This is a genomic window from Pseudomonas sp. Z5-35, from assembly GCF_051131945.1.
Classification (GTDB): Bacteria; Pseudomonadota; Gammaproteobacteria; order Pseudomonadales; family Pseudomonadaceae; genus Aquipseudomonas; species Aquipseudomonas marvdashtae.
Genome location: NZ_CP071640.1, coordinates 147,539 through 164,949 on the forward strand (window position 1 = coordinate 147,539; position 17,411 = coordinate 164,949).

Genomic DNA, 17,411 nt, shown 5'->3' on the forward strand with positions numbered 1-17,411 from the left:
GCGATGAGCAACGACGATCGTACCCAGTTCATGCCGACGCCCGGTGGCCGTGGCGCGGACCCTTTCCGCCCGGACCCGGGACGGGGGCAACCGGCACCCTCGCCGGCGCCGCTGTCGATGCCGGCCGCGCCTGTCCTGACCGGCAAGGCCCAGGGCCTCAACCCGCTGGAAAGCGCCGCCGGTCCGTTGCTGGCCCTGCTGACGCGCTTGCGCAGCACCATCGCCCACCCGGCGCCGGCCAGCCTGCGCGCACAGTTGCTGGCGTACCTGCGCCAATTCGAAGAGCGCGCCGAGGCCGCCGGCGTGGTGCGCAACGAGGTGTTGCTGGCCCGCTACGCCTTGTGCACCGCGCTGGACGAAGCGGTGTTGAGCACGCCTTGGGGCGGCGCCAGTGACTGGGGCAAGCAGAGCCTGTTGATCACCGTGCACAACGAAGCCTGGGGCGGCGAAAAAGTCTTCCAGTTGTTGGAGCATTGCCTGCAAAGCCCACGGGAACGTTTGTACCTGCTGGAGCTGTTGTACCTGTGCATGTGCCTGGGTTTCGAGGGGCGTTATCGGGTGATGAACGACGGCCGCAGCCAACTCGAAGCATTGCGTGAGCGCACCGCTGGCGTCATTCGCAGCGCCCGTGGCGACCACGAGCGCGAGCTGTCGCCGCATTGGCGCGGTGTCACCGTGGCCCGCGACCGCCTGGCGCAGTTCATGCCGCCGTGGATCGCCGTGGCCATTGGCGTCGCCCTGTTGCTGGCGTTGCTGTTCGGCCTGCGCATGAAACTGGCCTCCGACGCCGAACCGGTGTTCAAGAACATTCATTTCCTCGGTGAAATCCCGGTGCAGACCATCGACCGTCCCGTGGTGCAACCGAAAGTGATCGAACGGCCCCGCCTGGCTGGTTTCCTCGCCGATGAGATCAGGGCCGGTCGGATTGCCGTGGAAGACGCCGTCGACCGCTCGGTAGTGACCATCCGTGGCGACGAACTGTTCGCCTCGGGCAGCGCCAGCATCAAGGACGATTTCCAGCCGCTGATGCTGCGCATCGCCGACGCGGTGCGCAAGGTCAAGGGCCAGGTGTTGGTCACCGGCCACAGCGACAATCGGCCGATCGCCACGCTCCGGTTCCCGTCCAACTGGGCGTTGTCCGAAGCGCGGGCCAGGTCAGTGCTGGACATTCTTTCGGCCAAGACCGGCCAACCCGAGCGCTTCAACGCCGAAGGCCGCAGCGACACCGAGCCGCTGGCGTCCAACGCCACGACCGAGGGACGCGCGCGCAATCGACGGGTTGAAATCACAGTGTTGGCGGAGGGGGTCGAGTGAAGGCGTTTTTCAGTTTCATGACCCGTTGGGTCATTCCGTTGCTGGGCCTGGTCGCCCTGAGCCTGATCATCTGGTTCGTCGGTCCGCTGCTCGATTGGCTGGTGCCCGAAGGCCGCCGCTGGGCGCTGATCATCCTGGTGTTCGCGGTATGGATCGCCTTCCGCGTGTTCCGTATTATCCAGGCTCGTCGCCAGGCCGCCGAAGTCATGCGCAGCCTGGCCGAGCAAACCCCTCCGGACCCGACCAGCGTCGCCACCGCCGAAGAACTCGAAACCCTGCGCCAGCGCATGGACGAAGCCTTGGCGTTGCTCAAGAAAGCCAAGCTGGGCGGCGACGAGCGTCGCAACCTTTATGAGTTGCCGTGGTACGTGATCATCGGTCCGCCGGGTTCGGGCAAGACCACCGCGCTGGTCAATTCCGGGCTGCATTTCCCGCTGGCCGCGCAACTGGGCGCCGGTTCGGTGCGTGGTGTTGGCGGCACACGCAATTGCGATTGGTGGTTTACCGACCAGGCCGTGCTGCTCGACACTGCCGGCCGCTACACCACCCAGGACAGCGACGCGACGGTCGACAAAGCCGCGTGGCTGGGCTTCCTCGGCCTGCTGAAAAAACAACGGGCACGGCGCCCGATCGATGGGGCGTTCATCGCCATCAGCCTGTCGGATCTGCTACTGGGCAGCGACGCCGAACGCGCCGCCCACGCCGCCGCGATCCGCCTGCGCATCCAGGAGTTGTACACCCAGTTGGGCGTGCGCTTCCCGGTCTACCTGATGCTCACCAAGCTCGACCTGGTGCCGGGTTTCATGGAGTACTTCGACAACCTGAGCAAGGAAGAGCGCGCCCAGGTCTGGGGCATGACCTTCGCCCTGGACGATGGCAAGAGCAACGACAACCCGCTGGCACACCTGCAAAGCGAATTCGTCCTGCTCGAACAGCGCCTTAACGACCGCCTGGTGGAACGCTTGCAACAGGAACGCGACCCGGCGCGGCGCGACTTGATCTACGGTTTCCCACAGCAGTTCGGCGCCCTGAAAGATTGCCTGCAAAGCTTCCTCGATGGCGTGTTCAAGCCCAACGCCTTTGAAGAGCGCGTATTGCTGCGCGGTGTGTACTTCACCAGCGGCACCCAGGAAGGCAGCCCGATCGATCGCCTGATCGGTTCCATGGCCCAGAGCATGAACCTGGACCGCCAGCACCTGGCGCGCCAGACCGGCACCGGGCGCAGCTACTTCATCGAAAAACTCTTCACCGCCGTGGCCTTCGCCGAGCGCGGGCTGGTGGGCGTCGACCCGAAAGTCGAGCGTCGGCGCAAATGGATCGCCCGAGGCGTGTTGGCCTCCACCGTCGTGCTGGTGCTGGTGGTCAGCACCTTGTGGTGGGTCAGCTATCGCGCCAACCAGGCCTACATCGCCCAAGTCGACCAGAAAGTCGCGCCGCTGGGCCAGACCGTGCAGAACCTCAGCCCGGCCCAGCGCGACGTGCTCGCCGTGTTGCCGCTGCTCAACGCTGTAAAGCATCTGGCTGACGACGCCCCGGACTGGGCTGAAGGCCTGGGTTTGTATCAGGGCGACATGCTCGAAGCCGAGTCCGGCAGCGTCTACCGCAAGCTGCTGATCGCGGTGTTCGCGCCACGGCTGCTGACGCGCATCGAAGAGCAACTGCACAGCGGCGGCAATTCGGATTTCCTCTACGAAGGCTTGAAGGCCTACCTGATGCTTGCCGACAACGAGCATTACGACGCCGACTTTATCAAGGCCTGGATCGCCCTGGACTGGGACCGCAGCCTGCCGCGCGACCTGCCGGCCGAGCAGCGCCTGGCCTTGACCGGGCATTTGCAGGCGTTGTTCGAGCGGCGCCCGCCAACCGCGCGCCTGGACCCACGCCTGATCGAAGACCTGCGCCGCCAGTTGCAGCAACTGCCGGTGGCCCAACGCGTCTACGACCGCATCAAGCGCCAGAAGCTGCCCGAAGGCATCCCGGACTTTCGTATCAACGAAGCCGCCGGGCGCGACGCGGCGCTGGTGTTCAGCCGCAAGAGTGGCAAGCCGCTGGGCGAGCCGTTGAGCGGGTTCTTCACCGTCAAGGGCTACCGCCAGGGCTTCTTGCTCACCAGCCTGAGCCAGACCGGCACCTTGGCCGAAGAGCAATGGGTGCTGGGCCATGAAGAGGCTGATCAGCAGAACGTCGCCAGCCTTGCGGCCGATGTGCGTCGCCTGTACTTCCAGGATTACCAGCGCCAATGGGACGCCTTGCTGGCCGACATCGACTTCGTGCCGATCACCAGCGTGGCCCAGGCTGCCGACGTGCTGCGGGTGATTTCCGGCCCGACCTCGCCATTGAAAAAGCTGCTGGTGGCGGTGGCGAAGGAAACTGATCTGCAACAGGACGAACGCCTGTTGGCCGCCCAAGGCGTGCCAGCGAGTGACGGCGTGGACAAGCTCAAGGAACGCCTGGGCAGCTTGCTCGGCCAGGAGCAGGCGACACAAAACGCACCGGCGACCAGCGATGACCCGATCACCGCACACTTTGCCGAGCTCAACAGCATCGTCAGCAAAAACGAAGGCGAACCGGCGGCCATCGATGGCTTGCTGGCGGACATGAACGCCCTGTACGTGCAGGTTAGCGCCATGGTCGGTGCCAGCGGCGACGCCTTGCTCGGCGAAGCCAAGAACCAGGCAAGCGCCGCCGCCACCCGCGTCAGCCTCAACGCCGAACGCCAGCCGCCGCTGGTGCAGGGCTTGGTCAAGTCGGTGGTCAACTCCACCACCAACACCATGATGGGCGGCGTGCGCAATCAACTGAATGCGGCGTGGACCAGCGAAGTGGTGAACATCTATCGCCAGTCCCTGGCCGGACGCTATCCGATGTCGCCAGGCAGCGCGCGGGACGCGACCCTGGATGACTTCGGCCAGTTCTTCGGCGTTGGCGGGGTGATGGACAACTACTTCCGCAAGTACCTGCAACCCTACGTCGACACCTCGACCCAGACCTGGCGCTGGCAGCCCGGCGCAGCGCAGAAGCTCGGCATCGCCCCCGGCGTGCTGCAGACCTTCCAGCGCGCGGCGACCATTCGCGATGCGTTCTTCCGTTCCGGCGGCACCCAGCCGATGGTGCGTTTCGAGCTGAAACCAGTGGCGATGGACTCAACCATCACCCAATTCCTGCTCGACCTCGACGGCCAGCAGTTGAGCTACGACCACGGCCCGAGCCGACCGACCGCCATGCAGTGGCCGAACCCCGGCAGCATCGGCGTGGTGCGGATCTCGATCATGCCGCCTTCATCCAGCGGTCGTTCCGGCATTACTTTGGATGGGCCGTGGGCCTGGTTCCGCCTGCTGGAGCAATCGGACCTGACCGCCGGCAATTCGCCGGACCGCTTCAACTTGCGGCTGCGGGTCGATGGCGCCAGCGCCTCTTATGAGCTACGGGCCAACAGCGCTTTCAATCCGTTCAAGAGCCGGGTGCTCAGTGGCTTCAGCCTGCCGGAGCGTTTATGAGTACTCCGGGTTTCTATGGAAAGCTGGCCAGCCGCGGGGATTTTGTCAGCCGCGGCTTGCCCCAGAGCTTTGTCGGCCCGTGGGATTCGTGGCTGGCGGCGGGTTTGCTCGCCAGCCAGGCCAGCCTCGGCGAGCGCTGGCTGGATGCCTACCTTGTCAGTCCGCTGTGGCGCTTCATGGTCGCCCCCGGCGTGTGCGGGCCGGACGCCGCCGCTGGTGTGGTGATGCCGAGCATCGACCGGGTCGGGCGCTATTTTCCGCTGACCGTCGCGGTGTTGCTCGACTCGGAGGCGGACCCGGCCTCGGTGGTCGGTGGCGCTGACGACTGGTTCGAGCGGGTCGAGAATTTGCTGCTGAGCACGTTGAGCGTGGAGGCCAGTTTCGAAGCGTTCAACGAACAGCTGGACACCCTCGGCAGCCCGATATGCCAGCCGCGCACGCCGAGCAGCCGCTTCGCCAGCCTGCATCGCTTCGATGCCACCGACCCGCAGCAGCGGATGAGTGCTTTGGCCGAGTCGGCCTGCGAAGGCGTCAGCCTCTGGTGGGGCCAGGGTTCGGAACGCATCGCGCCCGGTTTGATGCGGTGCCAGGGATTGCCGGCCGCCGCCGATTTTGCGCAATTTTTGCTCGGCCAAGAAGGTGTTGTGTAGATGCGTCCAAGTGCTGGAAAAGCCTTCAAATCAGCAAGCAAGAGCCACGTCGGCATGGTCCGCCAGGTCAACGAAGACGCCTGCCTCGACCTGCCGGAAAACGGCCTGTGGGTGGTCGCCGACGGCATGGGCGGGCACGCGGCGGGCGACTACGTCAGCAGCCTGATCGTCGACAGCCTGCGGGGCATCGCCGTGGGTCGTTCCCTGGACGAATACGTCGTGGCGCTGCAAAGCGATCTGCTGCGGGTCAACGCCGCCGTGCGTGAAGAAACCGCCAACCGTGGCGTGACCATGATGGGCAGCACCGTGGTGGTACTGGCCGCCCGCGACCTGCGTGGCATGTGCCTGTGGGCCGGTGACAGCCGCCTGTATCGCCTGCGCGACGGCGTGCTCGAAGGCATTTCCAGGGACCACAGCTACGTCCAGGACTTGCAGGACAGTGGCCTGCTCAGCGAAGCCGAGGCGCGTGTGCATCCACGGTCCAACATTGTCACCCGCGCCATTGGCGTCGAAGGGCAACTGAACCTGGCGATGACCGAGTTGCTGCTGGTGCCCGGCGACAGCTACCTGTTGTGCAGCGACGGCTTGACCAAGACCGTCGAAGACGAAGAAATCCGCGAAGTGCTGAGCCACGACGAGCCCGGCGAAATTGCCAGCAGCCTGGTGTCCCTGGGCTTGATGCGCGGCGCGCCGGACAACATCACCGTGGTCGTTGTGAAGGTGCCGTCATGAGCTTGACCCTGAACATTGTCATCCCCGGCTACGACATTGAAGGGCCGATCGGCGAAGGCGCGATGGCCAGCGTCTACCTGGCGACCCAGCGTTCACTGGAGCGCAAGGTCGCGTTGAAAGTCATGGCCGCGGCGCTGGCGGCCGACCCGACCTTCTGCGAGCGCTTCTTGCGCGAGGGCAAGACCCTGGCGCGCTTGTCGCACCCGCACACCGTCACCATCCATGACATCGGCAACGTCGGTGAGCTGTACTACATGGCGATGGAGTACCTGCCCAACGGCACGCTCAAGGAACGCATCGCCGCGGGCCTGACGCCGGAGCAGGGCCTGACCTACATCCGCCAGATCGCTTCGGCCCTGGGCTACGCCCACGGTTTGGGCTTGGTGCACCGTGACGTCAAACCGGCCAACATCCTGTTCCGCGCCGATGGCACGGCGGTGCTCTCGGACTTCGGCATCGCCAAGTCGCTGGACGACCGCACCCAATTCACCCAGGCCGGTTTTGCCGTGGGCACGCCCAGCTACATGAGTCCGGAACAAGCCCGCGGCCAAGACATCGACGGCCGCGCCGACCTGTATGCGCTGGGCGTGGTGCTCTACGAAATCCTCGTCGGCAAGCTGCCATACACCGGCAACGACGCGCTGTCCACGGCCCTGGCCCACCTGACCGAACCGCTGCCGGAATTGCCGGTGCACCACGGTCGTTATCAGGACGTATTGCGCAAGTTGCTGGCGAAGGACCCGGCGGAGCGATTCCCGGATGCGACGGCGTTGTTGCGGGCGTTGGATAACCTGCCTGAGGCATCGGCGCAAGCGACGCTGATCCGGCCGTTGTCGTGGCAACTGCCGACCACGCTGCCCCCGGTGGATGACTTGGCGGGCTTGACGCCGATGTCCATCGACATTCCCAGTGGCCCGGCGGACTCACAACCGCAGCCTCAACCGCAGTCCAAACCCGTTCCGCCGCCGATAAAACCGCCGCTTCAATCCTCGGTCTCGGAGCAACGCAAGGGGCCGGTGTTCGCCCTCGCCGCCGTGGCGGTGGCCGTGGCGCTGGCGCTGGGTGGCGCCGGTTACTGGTGGTTGTCCGGCGATGATGGGAAACAAATAAAGACGCCGGTTGTGTCCACGCCGCCCGTCAACAAAACCCCTGAGAAAAAGCCCGAAGCGCCGCCGGCCAAGCCCCCCGTGGCGCCGCCGGTAAACCCGCCCGTAGCGACCGAGGCCGATGGCGGCCAGCGTCCGCTGTTGATGGCCGGCAAGAAAACCCTGTTCCAGCGCGTGCTCAGCAAACCGGGGGCCAAGCTCGCCGCCGAACCGGGCGTCGCGCCGGGCAAGGCATTGCCGGCGTTTTCGGTGCTGTACGTCTATCAGCGCAAGGACGTGGATGGCGGCGCGTGGGTACGGGTCGGCGCGGCCACCGACGGACGCAGCGATGGCTGGTTGCCCGCCGCCCAGGTCAGCGACTGGAAGCAGAGCCTGGTGCTCAAGTTCACCGAGCGCTCCGGTCGTGCGCCGGTGATGTTCCTGCGTCAGCCTGGCGAAGTCGAGAAATTGCTGGCCAATCCGGCAGCCGCCAAGAACGCGCTGCTCAAGGCCCAGCAAAACCCCCAGGACAACCAGCAAGTGCTGGCCCTGGAGCCGACCGCCAGCGCCGTGCCGCAGAACCAGTTCTACCTGTTGCCGATCTTCGATTCACGCGAGAGCTTCGACGATAACGGCCAGCCGGTGCAGCTGCTGAACGTGGCCTCCATCGACCCCGGCAGCGCCCCCAAAGCCGCGACCAACACGCCGATCACAACTGCCAACGCCGACGCGTTCCGTACCGCCGTGGTGCTGGTGGTGGACACCACCGTGTCCATGCAGCCTTACATCGATCAGGTCCGCGATGTGGTGCACCAACTGCAAACCCGCATCGGTGAACGTGGCGAGCTCGATAGCGTCAGCTTCGCCATGGTGGGGTTTCGCAGCAGCACCCAGAAAACCCCCGGCCTGGAATACGTCGCCAAGACCTTGATCACCCTGGAACAGGGCCGCGACCCGCAACGGTTCCTGGAAATGGCGCGGCAGGTCAAGGCCTCCACCGTGTCGAGTCATTCGTTCAACGAAGATGCGTTCGCCGGCGTCATGGAAGCGGTGGAGGGCATGGACTGGTCCGGTTACGGCGGGCGCTTGATCCTGCTGGTCACCGACGCCGGTGCGCTGCGCAAGAACGACCCGTTTGCCGCCACGCAAATGAACGAGGCCGAAGTACGTCAGGCGGCGTTGGGCAAGCAGATCAAGATCTACGCCCTGCACCTGCTCAGCGACGCCGGCAAGAAAACCCATGGCGGCGCCCAGGCTCAGTACCGGACGCTGACCGCCGATGCGAACCCGCAGATTGGCGACTTGTACATCCCGGTGCCGGGCGCCGATGTGCGCAAGTTTGGCGAACGGGTCGACGAAATCGGCTCGGTGTTCGCCGACCTCGTGCACCAGGTGCGCAGCAACAAGCCGCAAAGCGTGCCGCTGCTGAGCGCCGCGCCGAGCCTGGCCGACAAATCGGCGGCGGTCGGCTACGCCATGCATATGGATTTTCTCGGGCGCAAAAGCGCCAGCCAGGCGCCGCAACTGGTCAGCGCCTGGACCGCCGACCGCGACCTGACCAACCCAGCGCTACCGGCGTTCCAGGTCTGCGTGATGCTGACCAAGCTGCAACTCAACGATTTGCAGCAATCGCTGAAGCTGATCGTCGACGCGGCCCGCAAGACCCAGAGCTCACCCAAGGATTTCTTCCAGGAAATCGCCAGCGCCAGTGCCTACATGAGCCGCGACCCATCGGCCCTGCGCAAGGGCGGCAACCTGGCCACCGGCGGCATCCTCGGCGAGTACCTGGAAGGGCTGCCGTACCGCAGCAAATCGCTGAACATGACCCAGGACCTGTGGCTGTCCCTGAGCGTGGCCGAGCAGGAAGATTTCATTGACGAGCTGGAGTCCAAGATCCGTCTCTACGAAACCTTCCACAACGACCTCGCCAACTGGGTGCGTTTCGGCGATGCCGAGCCGGGCGATGCCTTGTACCGCGTTCCGTTGTCGACGCTGCCGTGATGCTGAACCTGAGCGCAGTGCACAAAAGCCGGGGCGCCGGCAGCCAGCGCTACAGCCTGGTGATTCCACGGCTGCAATTGCGCGGCGGTGAACAACTGGCGGTGGTCGGCCCCAGCGGGTGTGGCAAGAGCACGTTGCTCGATCTACTGGCACTGGTGCTGGCGCCGGATCAGGCCGCTCAGTTCGACTTCACGCCCGCCAAAGCGCCGCTGGACATCGCCAAACTGTGGCGTACGTCGCAACAGGACACCTTGGCCGAGCTGCGCAGTCGTCACCTGGGCTATGTTCTGCAAACCGGTGGCCTGTTGGGCTTCCTGGACGTACGCGGGAACATCGAGTTGTCGCGAAAACTGCTGGGTTTGAAGGATGACGGCAGCGTGAAGCGCCTGGCCGGACAATTGGACATTGCCGATCAACTGGACAAGAAACCGGCGGACCTTTCCGTCGGCCAGCGCCAGCGGGTCAGTTGCGCCCGTGCCTTGGCCCACGGGCCGCGCCTGCTGCTGGCGGATGAGCCGACCGCCGCGCTGGATCCGCTGAATGCCGAGCGCGTCATGCAATTGCTGGTGACCCAGGCCCGCGAACACGGCGTGGCCTGCGTGGTCGCCACTCACGACGAGGCGCTGGCCCGCGCCAGCGGCTTGCAGGTGCGGCGCATCAGTTGCCGTCGCGACACGGACGGCGGTGTCACCGCCACCCTCGGGGAGGCTTGCTGATGCGCGGCGCGCTGGTGGCTTCCCTGGCCTGGCAGGATTACCGCAACGACGGCTGGCTGTCGGCCTGTTCGGTGCTGGCGCTGGTGGCTGTGGTGGCGCCGCTGCTGGTGTTGTTCGGCCTCAAGTTCGGCCTGGTCAGCAGCCTGACCGAACGCTTGCAGAACGACCCGGCCACCCGGGAAATCATCCCCTTGGGTGGTGGTCGCTTCAGTGCCGGTTTCGTCGAGCAGTTGGGGCAGCGCAGCGATGTCGCGTTCGCCTTGCCGCGCACCCGGCAGATCGCCGCCACGGCGGATCTGAGCGGTGCGGCGTCGGCCGTCACGGTCGAGATGATCCCCACCGCCGCCGGCGATCCTTTGCTCGATCAGCTGCCGTTGCCCCAAGGGTTGGACCAAGTGGTGCTCAGCCAGACCGCCGCGGAAAAACTCGGTGCCAAGGCCGGCGATTGGTTGCAGGCCAGCTTCGGTCGGCAAGTGGCCGGTCGCAGCGAGGCGCAGCGCACGCGGGTGCAAGTCCTGCACGTGTTGCCGCTGGAGGCCTTCGCCCGGGATGGTTTGTTCGCGCCACTGGCCTTGCTGGAGGCGGCCGAGGATTACCGCGACGGCCGCTCCGTGCCCGCGTTCGGCTGGCCGGGTGAGGCAGTAGGCGAGGCGGGGCAACGGGTGTACCCGGCGTTTCGCTTGTACGCCCGCAGCCTCGGTGATGTCGAACCGCTGCGCCAGTTCTTCGCCGGGCAGGATCTGTTGGTATCGACCCAGGCCCAGACCATCGCACAAGTGCAATCGTTGAGCCGCAACCTGTCGATCCTGTTCTGGATCATCGCCGGGTTGGCGTTGGCCGGCGCCTTCGCGGCCATTTTTGCCGGCGCCCTGGCGGCGGTCGAGCGCAAGCGTCGGGAGTTGTCGGTGTTGCGCTTGCTGGGTGTGTCGACGGTGGCGCTGTTGTTGTTCGTGGTGTTGCAGGCGCTCTACAGCGCCACGTTTGCGGCCCTGTTGAGTGCCGGCCTGTATGGCCTGGCGCAGTCGGGCCTGAATTATTTATTTGCGCAGATGCCCGGCGAATACGCCAGTCATCTGCTGGTGCGTCATTACACTTTGGCCCTGGTGGCCGTGCTCGGCATCAGCGCCGTCGCGGCGGCTTGCGGTGGCTGGCGGGTGGCGCGCATCCAGGCGTCTGAAGGAATTCGCGATGTATAAGTTACTGTGCGCCGCCGTGGCGCTGAGCCTGGCCGGTTCAGTCTGGGCTGATGAAGGCACGGACAAACTGGACAACCCCAAGCCGTTGCCCGACGACGTCAGCCTACCGCTGCCGTGCGAGGGGCAGATGGTGTTCCGCTACGTCTACATTCTTGCCCAAGGCACTTTGGACGACCGCGAGATCAGCCTCGGCTACCCGTTCAGCGAGGGCGAGGCGGGCTATCAACAGTCGTTCATTTCGGGTTATCGGCGCGACTTCATCAACGGCCAGTTCACCCTCAAGGACTTGCCCAAGGACTGGAACAAGACCATCACGCCGTTGATGCCCAAGACCGACGCCAAGACGCCGCTCAAGCCGATGTTGTATTTCATCGGCAAGTACGAAGTCACCGCCCGGCAATACGCCCAAGTCATGGCCCAGGCCCAGTCGCTGGCCAGCGGCGAACCGGCGCCGGCCTGCGAGGCGCTGCTGGCCGAGCTGCCCCAGGGCATGGCCGGGCGCTTGCCCAAGGTCAAGCTGTCGAAGTTCGAGGCCGAGCGCTTCTCGGCGGTGTACAGCGCGTGGCTGATGAAATACCACAAGGACTTGCTGCCAGTGAGCGGTCGCGGCAGCTCCGCCGAAGATGGCGGGCTGGGTTTCGTGCGCCTGCCCACCGAAGTGGAATGGGAATTCGCCGCCCGTGGCGGCCACGCCGTCAGCCGTCAGGACCTGGAAGGACGCTTGTTCCCCCGGCGCCTGGAAGGCAGCGAAAGCGACGGGCCGCTGGCCGACTGGGCAGTATTCAACCAAGTCGCCGGAGGCACCGGCCAGGCAGCGCGACTGATGCCCGTCGGCACCAAGTTGCCGAACCCCATCGGTTTGTTCGACGTGGTGGGCAACGCCGCTGAAATGGTCCAGGAATCCTTTCAATTAGTGCACGCCGGTCGCCGCCAGGGCGCCTATGGCGGCTTCGTGGTCAAGGGCGGCAATTACCTGGAAGGCGAGGGCACGCTGTTCACCGGCATGCGCCGCGAGTACCCGTTGTTCGCCGCCGAGGGCACTGAGCAAAGCAACGAAACCACCGGGTTCCGCGTGGCCGTCGGGGCGTTGTCCGCACCGCGTTCGCGCTACAAGGAACTGTTTGCCCAGTGGCAGAAAGAGGGGCGGCTTGCGTCGCTGACCGACGCCATCGATGACGCCGATGACCCGACCAAGCGCCTGGACAGCATCATTGCCGCCAGCGCCGACCCACGCTTGCAAGCCGAGCTCGGGCTGGTCAACGAAGAACTCAAGCGCAACGTCTCGCTCATCGCCCAGCAGCGCGAGGAAGCGGCGGGCAACCTGATCCAGTCTTCGGCCCTGGTGGCCGAGACCATCAACAACTACAACATTCGCCTGACCAATCTGCAGAACAGTCGGCAGGCCGCCTTGGACGCCAAGGACGAGGCCAGCGCCACGCTGTTCGCCACGGCCATCGACAATGGCCGCAGCGCGCTGGACGGTGCGGTGGCGATCTACATCGATAACCTGGCAACCGGCACGCGCTACACCGATGCCGTGATCCAGGCGCAGTTCCAGCGCATCAAGCAAGAGCTGGAGCGCAAGCCGGTACTGGGCAAGAGCCTGGTGGCGCGTGCAACGTTATTCGTTCGTCATGTCGGGGATTATCGTCAGCAAAAACGAGCCGACCCGGCGGCGATATTGAAGCAATTGCTCGCATCGAGTGCTCAGCGGTCTTGAGTGTTCGTTGTCAGCGAGCTTGGAAGGGACTCAGGCGGCGATGGGGCTGTGCTGAGCTGGTCAAAACTTAAACGAGAACACAACTATGCTTTTCTCCCGTAAACCTTTTGCTTCGGTTTCCAAGCGTCACTTGCTGATGGTCGCTGTCGGCTTCAGCACCGTACTGACCGGTTGCGCCACGTCGCCGACGTCCAAGGTCGCCTCGAGCACCAAGGTCGAGTACTACCCGAACTGCTACGAGCCGGTGCAGCACTTGCGCTCCACCGAAGGCAGCATGACCAAGTCGGTCGTCACCGGCGCAGCCGTTGGCGCTGTTGGCGGTGCACTGCTGGGCGCCCTGACTGCCGACAAGGAAGATCGTGGTCGCAACGCCGCCATCGGTGCCGCGGGCGGCGCATTGGCCGGTGGCGCCGCCGGTTACTACACCGAGCGCCAGAAGCAGATCGCCGATGACAACATGCGCATCGCCTCTTACGCTGCCGACGTCAACAAAAGCGCTTCGGACATCGACCGCAGCACCGCCTACGCCAGGACCTCGCAACAGTGCTACCAGAACGCGTTCAGCAAACTGGTTGCCGATCGCAAGGCCAAGACTGTCAACGATACTGAGGGCCGCAAGCGCCTGGCGGAAATCGTCGCTGGCTTGAAAGAGTCGAACGACCTGATTGTTGCGGTCAACGGCAAAGCCGCCGAAGACCTGAACAATTACACCCAGGCCTACGAGAAAGACCTGCAGCAAGTGGGTGTGCAGCGTACTGACGTGGTGACCGTGGCCACCGCTGACACCACGCCGGTCGTGGCTCAGACCAGCACCAAGACCAAAAAAATCGTGAAGCCGGCGAAGAAGCCACCGGTGCTGCCAACCGTGCCGAAAGAAGCGGTCGCCACCGAGAAGACCCTGCAGACCGCCAAGGCCAAGCAGGCTGAAAGCAAGCAGGTTGCCAGTGCTGGTACCACTCAGGTCAATAGCATGTGCAAAAACCCGGACCTGGGTGATTGGGCACCGGTGCCTTGCCCGAATGTTTGATTGAATGAGGGCTGCTTATCATTCCCTTGCACCCGCTTGGGAATGATCAACGATAGATTGGTGGGAAAGCTTGCTCGCGATAGCGTTGATTCAGTGGGCATCAATGTCGACTGCAACCCCACGATGATGCGCGAGCAAGTCCGCAAATGTAGTGCAAAGCTTGGCGATTTGGCTGTTGCAGGTCGCGTGTAAGTCGAAGGATTTTGCGGAGTGCATAAACGCTGCAGCCTATCTCCATGACGCTGGTTCAACGTCCGTCTTGTAGCCCACAGAGGCCTTTGGCTACCTCCTCGCGGACCTATCTCCAACTCTGAAAACCTGTGCTAACGGCCCGCGCTCATTGAGCTCGCTCTGGTCGATAGCCATGCAGTTCAATAGTGCTATTGAGCATTGCCGAGCGGTGCGCACAGCGCTTGCGGCGCTCTTTATCCTGCGAGTTGTCTTGCGGCTCGAAGGTGCATGGCGCAGGAACGCGACTGGAACGTGTTTGGATTTATATTGTATGGTAGGGCGTTAACGAAATACGGGGTGGCTGACTCACGGAAGGTCATGAGATCTTTCTACTTATCAAAAAGTAAAGAGAGAAGTTTATGCAGGAACATTATAATCCGGCCGACGTCGAGGCAAGGGCCCAGGCAGATTGGGCTGCCAGAAAGACATTTGAAGTATCCGAAGATACTTCGCGACCTAAATACTACGCATGTTCCATGTTGCCGTACCCGTCGGGGAAATTGCATATGGGACACGTCCGTAACTACACCATCAATGACGTACTGGCGCGACAAAAACGTATGAAAGGCTTCAACGTCCTGATGCCAATGGGCTGGGACGCCTTCGGGCTGCCCGCAGAGAACGCTGCCCTGGCTTCCAATCAGTCACCTTCTGCCTGGACGCGTCAAAATATACAAGACATGAAGGAGCAGTTGAGTCCCCTTGGGCTTAGTATCGATTGGAGCCGTGAAGTCGCAACCTGTGATCCCGATTATTACAAGTGGAATCAGTGGTTCTTCCTGAAAATGCTTGAAAAGGGTATTGCTTACAAACATACCCAGATTGTTAATTGGGACCCTCTCGATAAAACCGTACTGGCGAATGAACAGGTTATTAATGGCCGCGGCTGGAGATCAGGTGCACTGGTCGAAAAGAAAAAAGTCCCTGGTTATTATTTTGCCATCACTCAATATGCCGAAGAGTTGCTGAGGGATATCGATAACCTGCATGGGTGGCCGGAAATGGTCAGGACCATGCAGCGTAACTGGATTGGTAGAAGTGAGGGGGTGAGCTTTGGATTCCCTCACCAGATAAAAGACCAGAATGGGGCGCTCATCGAGGACGGACGGTTGTCAGTGTTTACCACTCGCGCCGAAACCGTGATGGGCGTGACTTTCTGCGCGATCCCCCCAGAACATCCAATCGCTTTGCGGGCGGTAGAGCTTAATCCTGAGCTGGCTCAGGTGATCGAGCAATTCAAGGGTTGTGGTACCAGCGAAGCACAGCTCTCTGGCATTGACCAGGAGGGTGTTTTCACTGGCTTCACGGTGGTGCACCCAATCAGCGGCGCTTCGATCCCGGTTTGGGTGGTGAATTACTTGGTCGCGGGGTATGGCACGGGTGCGGTTATGGGAGTGGCGGCGCACGATGAGCGCGATTTTTCGTTGGCCCGCAAAAGAGGCCTGCCGATCCGGCAGGTCATTGCCGTTGAAGGGCTTGAGTATGACGACCGTTCATGGGACGCGTCATACGCCGCGAAGGACAAAGGTGTCCTGATCAATTCTGGCGAGTTTGACGGCCTGGGACTCAAAGAGGCGAGCGAAGCTATCACTGCCAGACTCACCCGTCACGGCGGTGAGAAAAAAATCAATTGGCGACTCCGAGACTGGGGGATATCCCGCCAGCGCTACTGGGGCACGCCGATTCCGATGATATATTGCGATAAGTGTGGCGATGTTCCCGTGCCGCTCGAGGACCTGCCGGTCATTCTGCCTCTGGACTGCATCCCCGACGGCTCTGGCAATCCTTTACTTCAACAACCTGGTTTCTTGCATGTCGATTGTCCGGCTTGTGGTGGCCCCGCACGGCGTGAAACCGACACGATGGATACCTTTGTCGATTCCAGCTGGTATTTCATGCGCTACTGTGAGCCGGGTAATCAAGGCGCGATGATCGCTGGCTCTGCCAAGTACTGGATGCCGATGGATCATTACATCGGTGGGGTCGAACATGCTGTCCTGCATTTGTTGTACGCACGGTTTTGGACCAAGGCGATGCGTGACGAAGGCCTGATCGATATCGATGAGCCCTTCAAGAATCTATTCACTCAGGGCATGTTGCTGCGCGAGTGCTTCTACAGAGAAGCCCAGGACGGCACCAAGCGCTGGTTCTACCCGGCGGAAGTCGACGTCAGGTTCGGCGATGGTGGGCAGGCAATTGAGGCGGTTGCCAAGGAAGATGGTATGCCCGTGATCATGGGCGGCATCGAAAAAATGTCCAAATCTAAAAATAACGTCGTCGAGCCACGGGAAATCATCGAGAGATTCGGTGCCGACACGGCGCGACTTTTTACTATTTTCGCAGGGCCACCCACGCAAAGCATTGTCTGGAGCGACAGCGGCGTGGAGGGCGCCTATCGCTATCTGCGTCGGTTATGGAGTTTCGCCTTCAAACACCAAGACACCGTCATCGCGGCTGCAGCGCGGCAAAGCGACCTGAGCGAACGGTCGGCACTCCAGTTCGAGATTCATAGCGTGCTGGAGAGTATCAACAGGGACTATGAAAAGCTGCGCTACAACACGATCGTTTCCGGTGCGATGAAAATCCTCAACCTGCTTGAAACCGCGAAGGACGCCCCTGGTAGCGTTATTCGAGAGGGCATCGAAATCCTGCTGAAAGTCATCTACCCCATCACTCCGCACATCGCGCATGTGCTTTGGGCCGAGTTGGGGTTCGACAGGGATATTCTCGAATCTCAATGGCCAGTGGCATCGCCTGAGGTACTGACTCGCTCGGAGCTGAAACTGGTCGTGCAGGTCAATGGCCGGTTGCGCGGGGAAATTTTGGTGCCTGCAACGGCCAACCGCGCCGAAATAGAGGCATGTGCCCTCAGAGACGAAGCAGTGGCGCGCTTTATAGATGGTACACCGAAGAAAATCGTGATTGTGCCGGGACGTCTGGTCAATATCGTCCTGTAAAAATCTGAAGCAAGGGCGTCGGCCCTTGCTCTCCATTACATCAGCGTCCTCTTTCAAGGCGGGCGCTGTGCCTAACGCCTTCCAGCTCCAATCTCTTAGATCTGCTTGAAAAATGTCTGTTTCACCTCTTCTCGGGCCTCGCTCGTAACACCCAAACAGCTTATTTAGGGGGGCAGCGCTTCGAATCGCCGTGGGTTGTTAATAATTTATATACCAAAAAGAAATATCAAGATAACTATTGATTTCTATTTATTATTAAAGTCCTTGGTAAGCGTCAATGCTTTT

Annotated in this window: 10 protein-coding genes; all 10 read left to right on the forward strand. The window is 62.6% G+C overall.

Annotated elements, in window-relative coordinates; all coding sequences use genetic code 11:
- The first annotated feature begins 3 nt into the window (after positions 1-3).
- The 10 genes from J3P95_RS00685 (at position 4) to leuS (ending at position 17,126) form a co-directional block, all read left to right on the forward strand.
- Positions 4-1,314, forward strand: a complete 1,311-nt coding sequence (locus tag J3P95_RS00685) for a DotU family type VI secretion system protein (protein ID WP_434559915.1) — start codon at positions 4-6, stop codon at positions 1,312-1,314.
- Positions 1,311-4,811 carry a type VI secretion system membrane subunit TssM gene (tssM, locus tag J3P95_RS00690; protein WP_434579123.1) on the forward strand — a complete coding sequence of 1,167 codons (3,501 nt, stop codon included), beginning with the start codon at positions 1,311-1,313 and terminating at the stop codon, positions 4,809-4,811. Before J3P95_RS00685 ends, tssM begins: the two co-directional genes overlap by 4 nt.
- Positions 4,808-5,461, forward strand: a complete 654-nt coding sequence (gene tagF, locus J3P95_RS00695) for a type VI secretion system-associated protein TagF (RefSeq protein WP_434559919.1) — start codon at positions 4,808-4,810, stop codon at positions 5,459-5,461. The genes tssM and tagF overlap by 4 nt, the downstream gene beginning before the upstream one ends.
- Positions 5,462-6,193 (forward strand): PP2C family protein-serine/threonine phosphatase, encoded by a 732-nt coding sequence (locus J3P95_RS00700; RefSeq protein ID WP_434559921.1) that lies wholly within the window; start codon positions 5,462-5,464, stop codon positions 6,191-6,193. It begins immediately after the preceding gene.
- Positions 6,190-9,279 carry a serine/threonine-protein kinase gene (locus J3P95_RS00705; RefSeq protein ID WP_434579121.1) on the forward strand — a complete coding sequence of 1,030 codons (3,090 nt, stop codon included), beginning with the start codon at positions 6,190-6,192 and terminating at the stop codon, positions 9,277-9,279. Before J3P95_RS00700 ends, J3P95_RS00705 begins: the two co-directional genes overlap by 4 nt.
- Positions 9,279-9,995 (forward strand): ABC transporter ATP-binding protein, encoded by a 717-nt coding sequence (locus tag J3P95_RS00710; RefSeq protein ID WP_434563973.1) that lies wholly within the window; start codon positions 9,279-9,281, stop codon positions 9,993-9,995. The genes J3P95_RS00705 and J3P95_RS00710 overlap by 1 nt, the downstream gene beginning before the upstream one ends.
- Positions 9,995-11,191: an ABC transporter permease gene (locus tag J3P95_RS00715; protein ID WP_434579119.1), complete on the forward strand. Its 1,197-nt coding sequence runs from the start codon at positions 9,995-9,997 to the stop codon at positions 11,189-11,191. Before J3P95_RS00710 ends, J3P95_RS00715 begins: the two co-directional genes overlap by 1 nt.
- The gene (locus J3P95_RS00720; protein WP_434579118.1) at positions 11,184-12,911 is read left to right on the forward strand and encodes a formylglycine-generating enzyme family protein; all 1,728 of its coding nucleotides are present in this window, start codon (positions 11,184-11,186) and stop codon (positions 12,909-12,911) included. The genes J3P95_RS00715 and J3P95_RS00720 overlap by 8 nt, the downstream gene beginning before the upstream one ends.
- 85 nt (positions 12,912-12,996) lie before the next feature.
- Positions 12,997-13,938, forward strand: a complete 942-nt coding sequence (gene tagQ / locus J3P95_RS00725) for a type VI secretion system-associated lipoprotein TagQ (RefSeq protein ID WP_434559929.1) — start codon at positions 12,997-12,999, stop codon at positions 13,936-13,938.
- A 590-nt stretch (positions 13,939-14,528) separates the two neighbouring features.
- Positions 14,529-17,126 carry a leucine--tRNA ligase gene (leuS, locus tag J3P95_RS00730; protein ID WP_434579116.1) on the forward strand — a complete coding sequence of 866 codons (2,598 nt, stop codon included), beginning with the start codon at positions 14,529-14,531 and terminating at the stop codon, positions 17,124-17,126.
- Positions 17,127-17,411 lie beyond the last annotated feature (285 nt).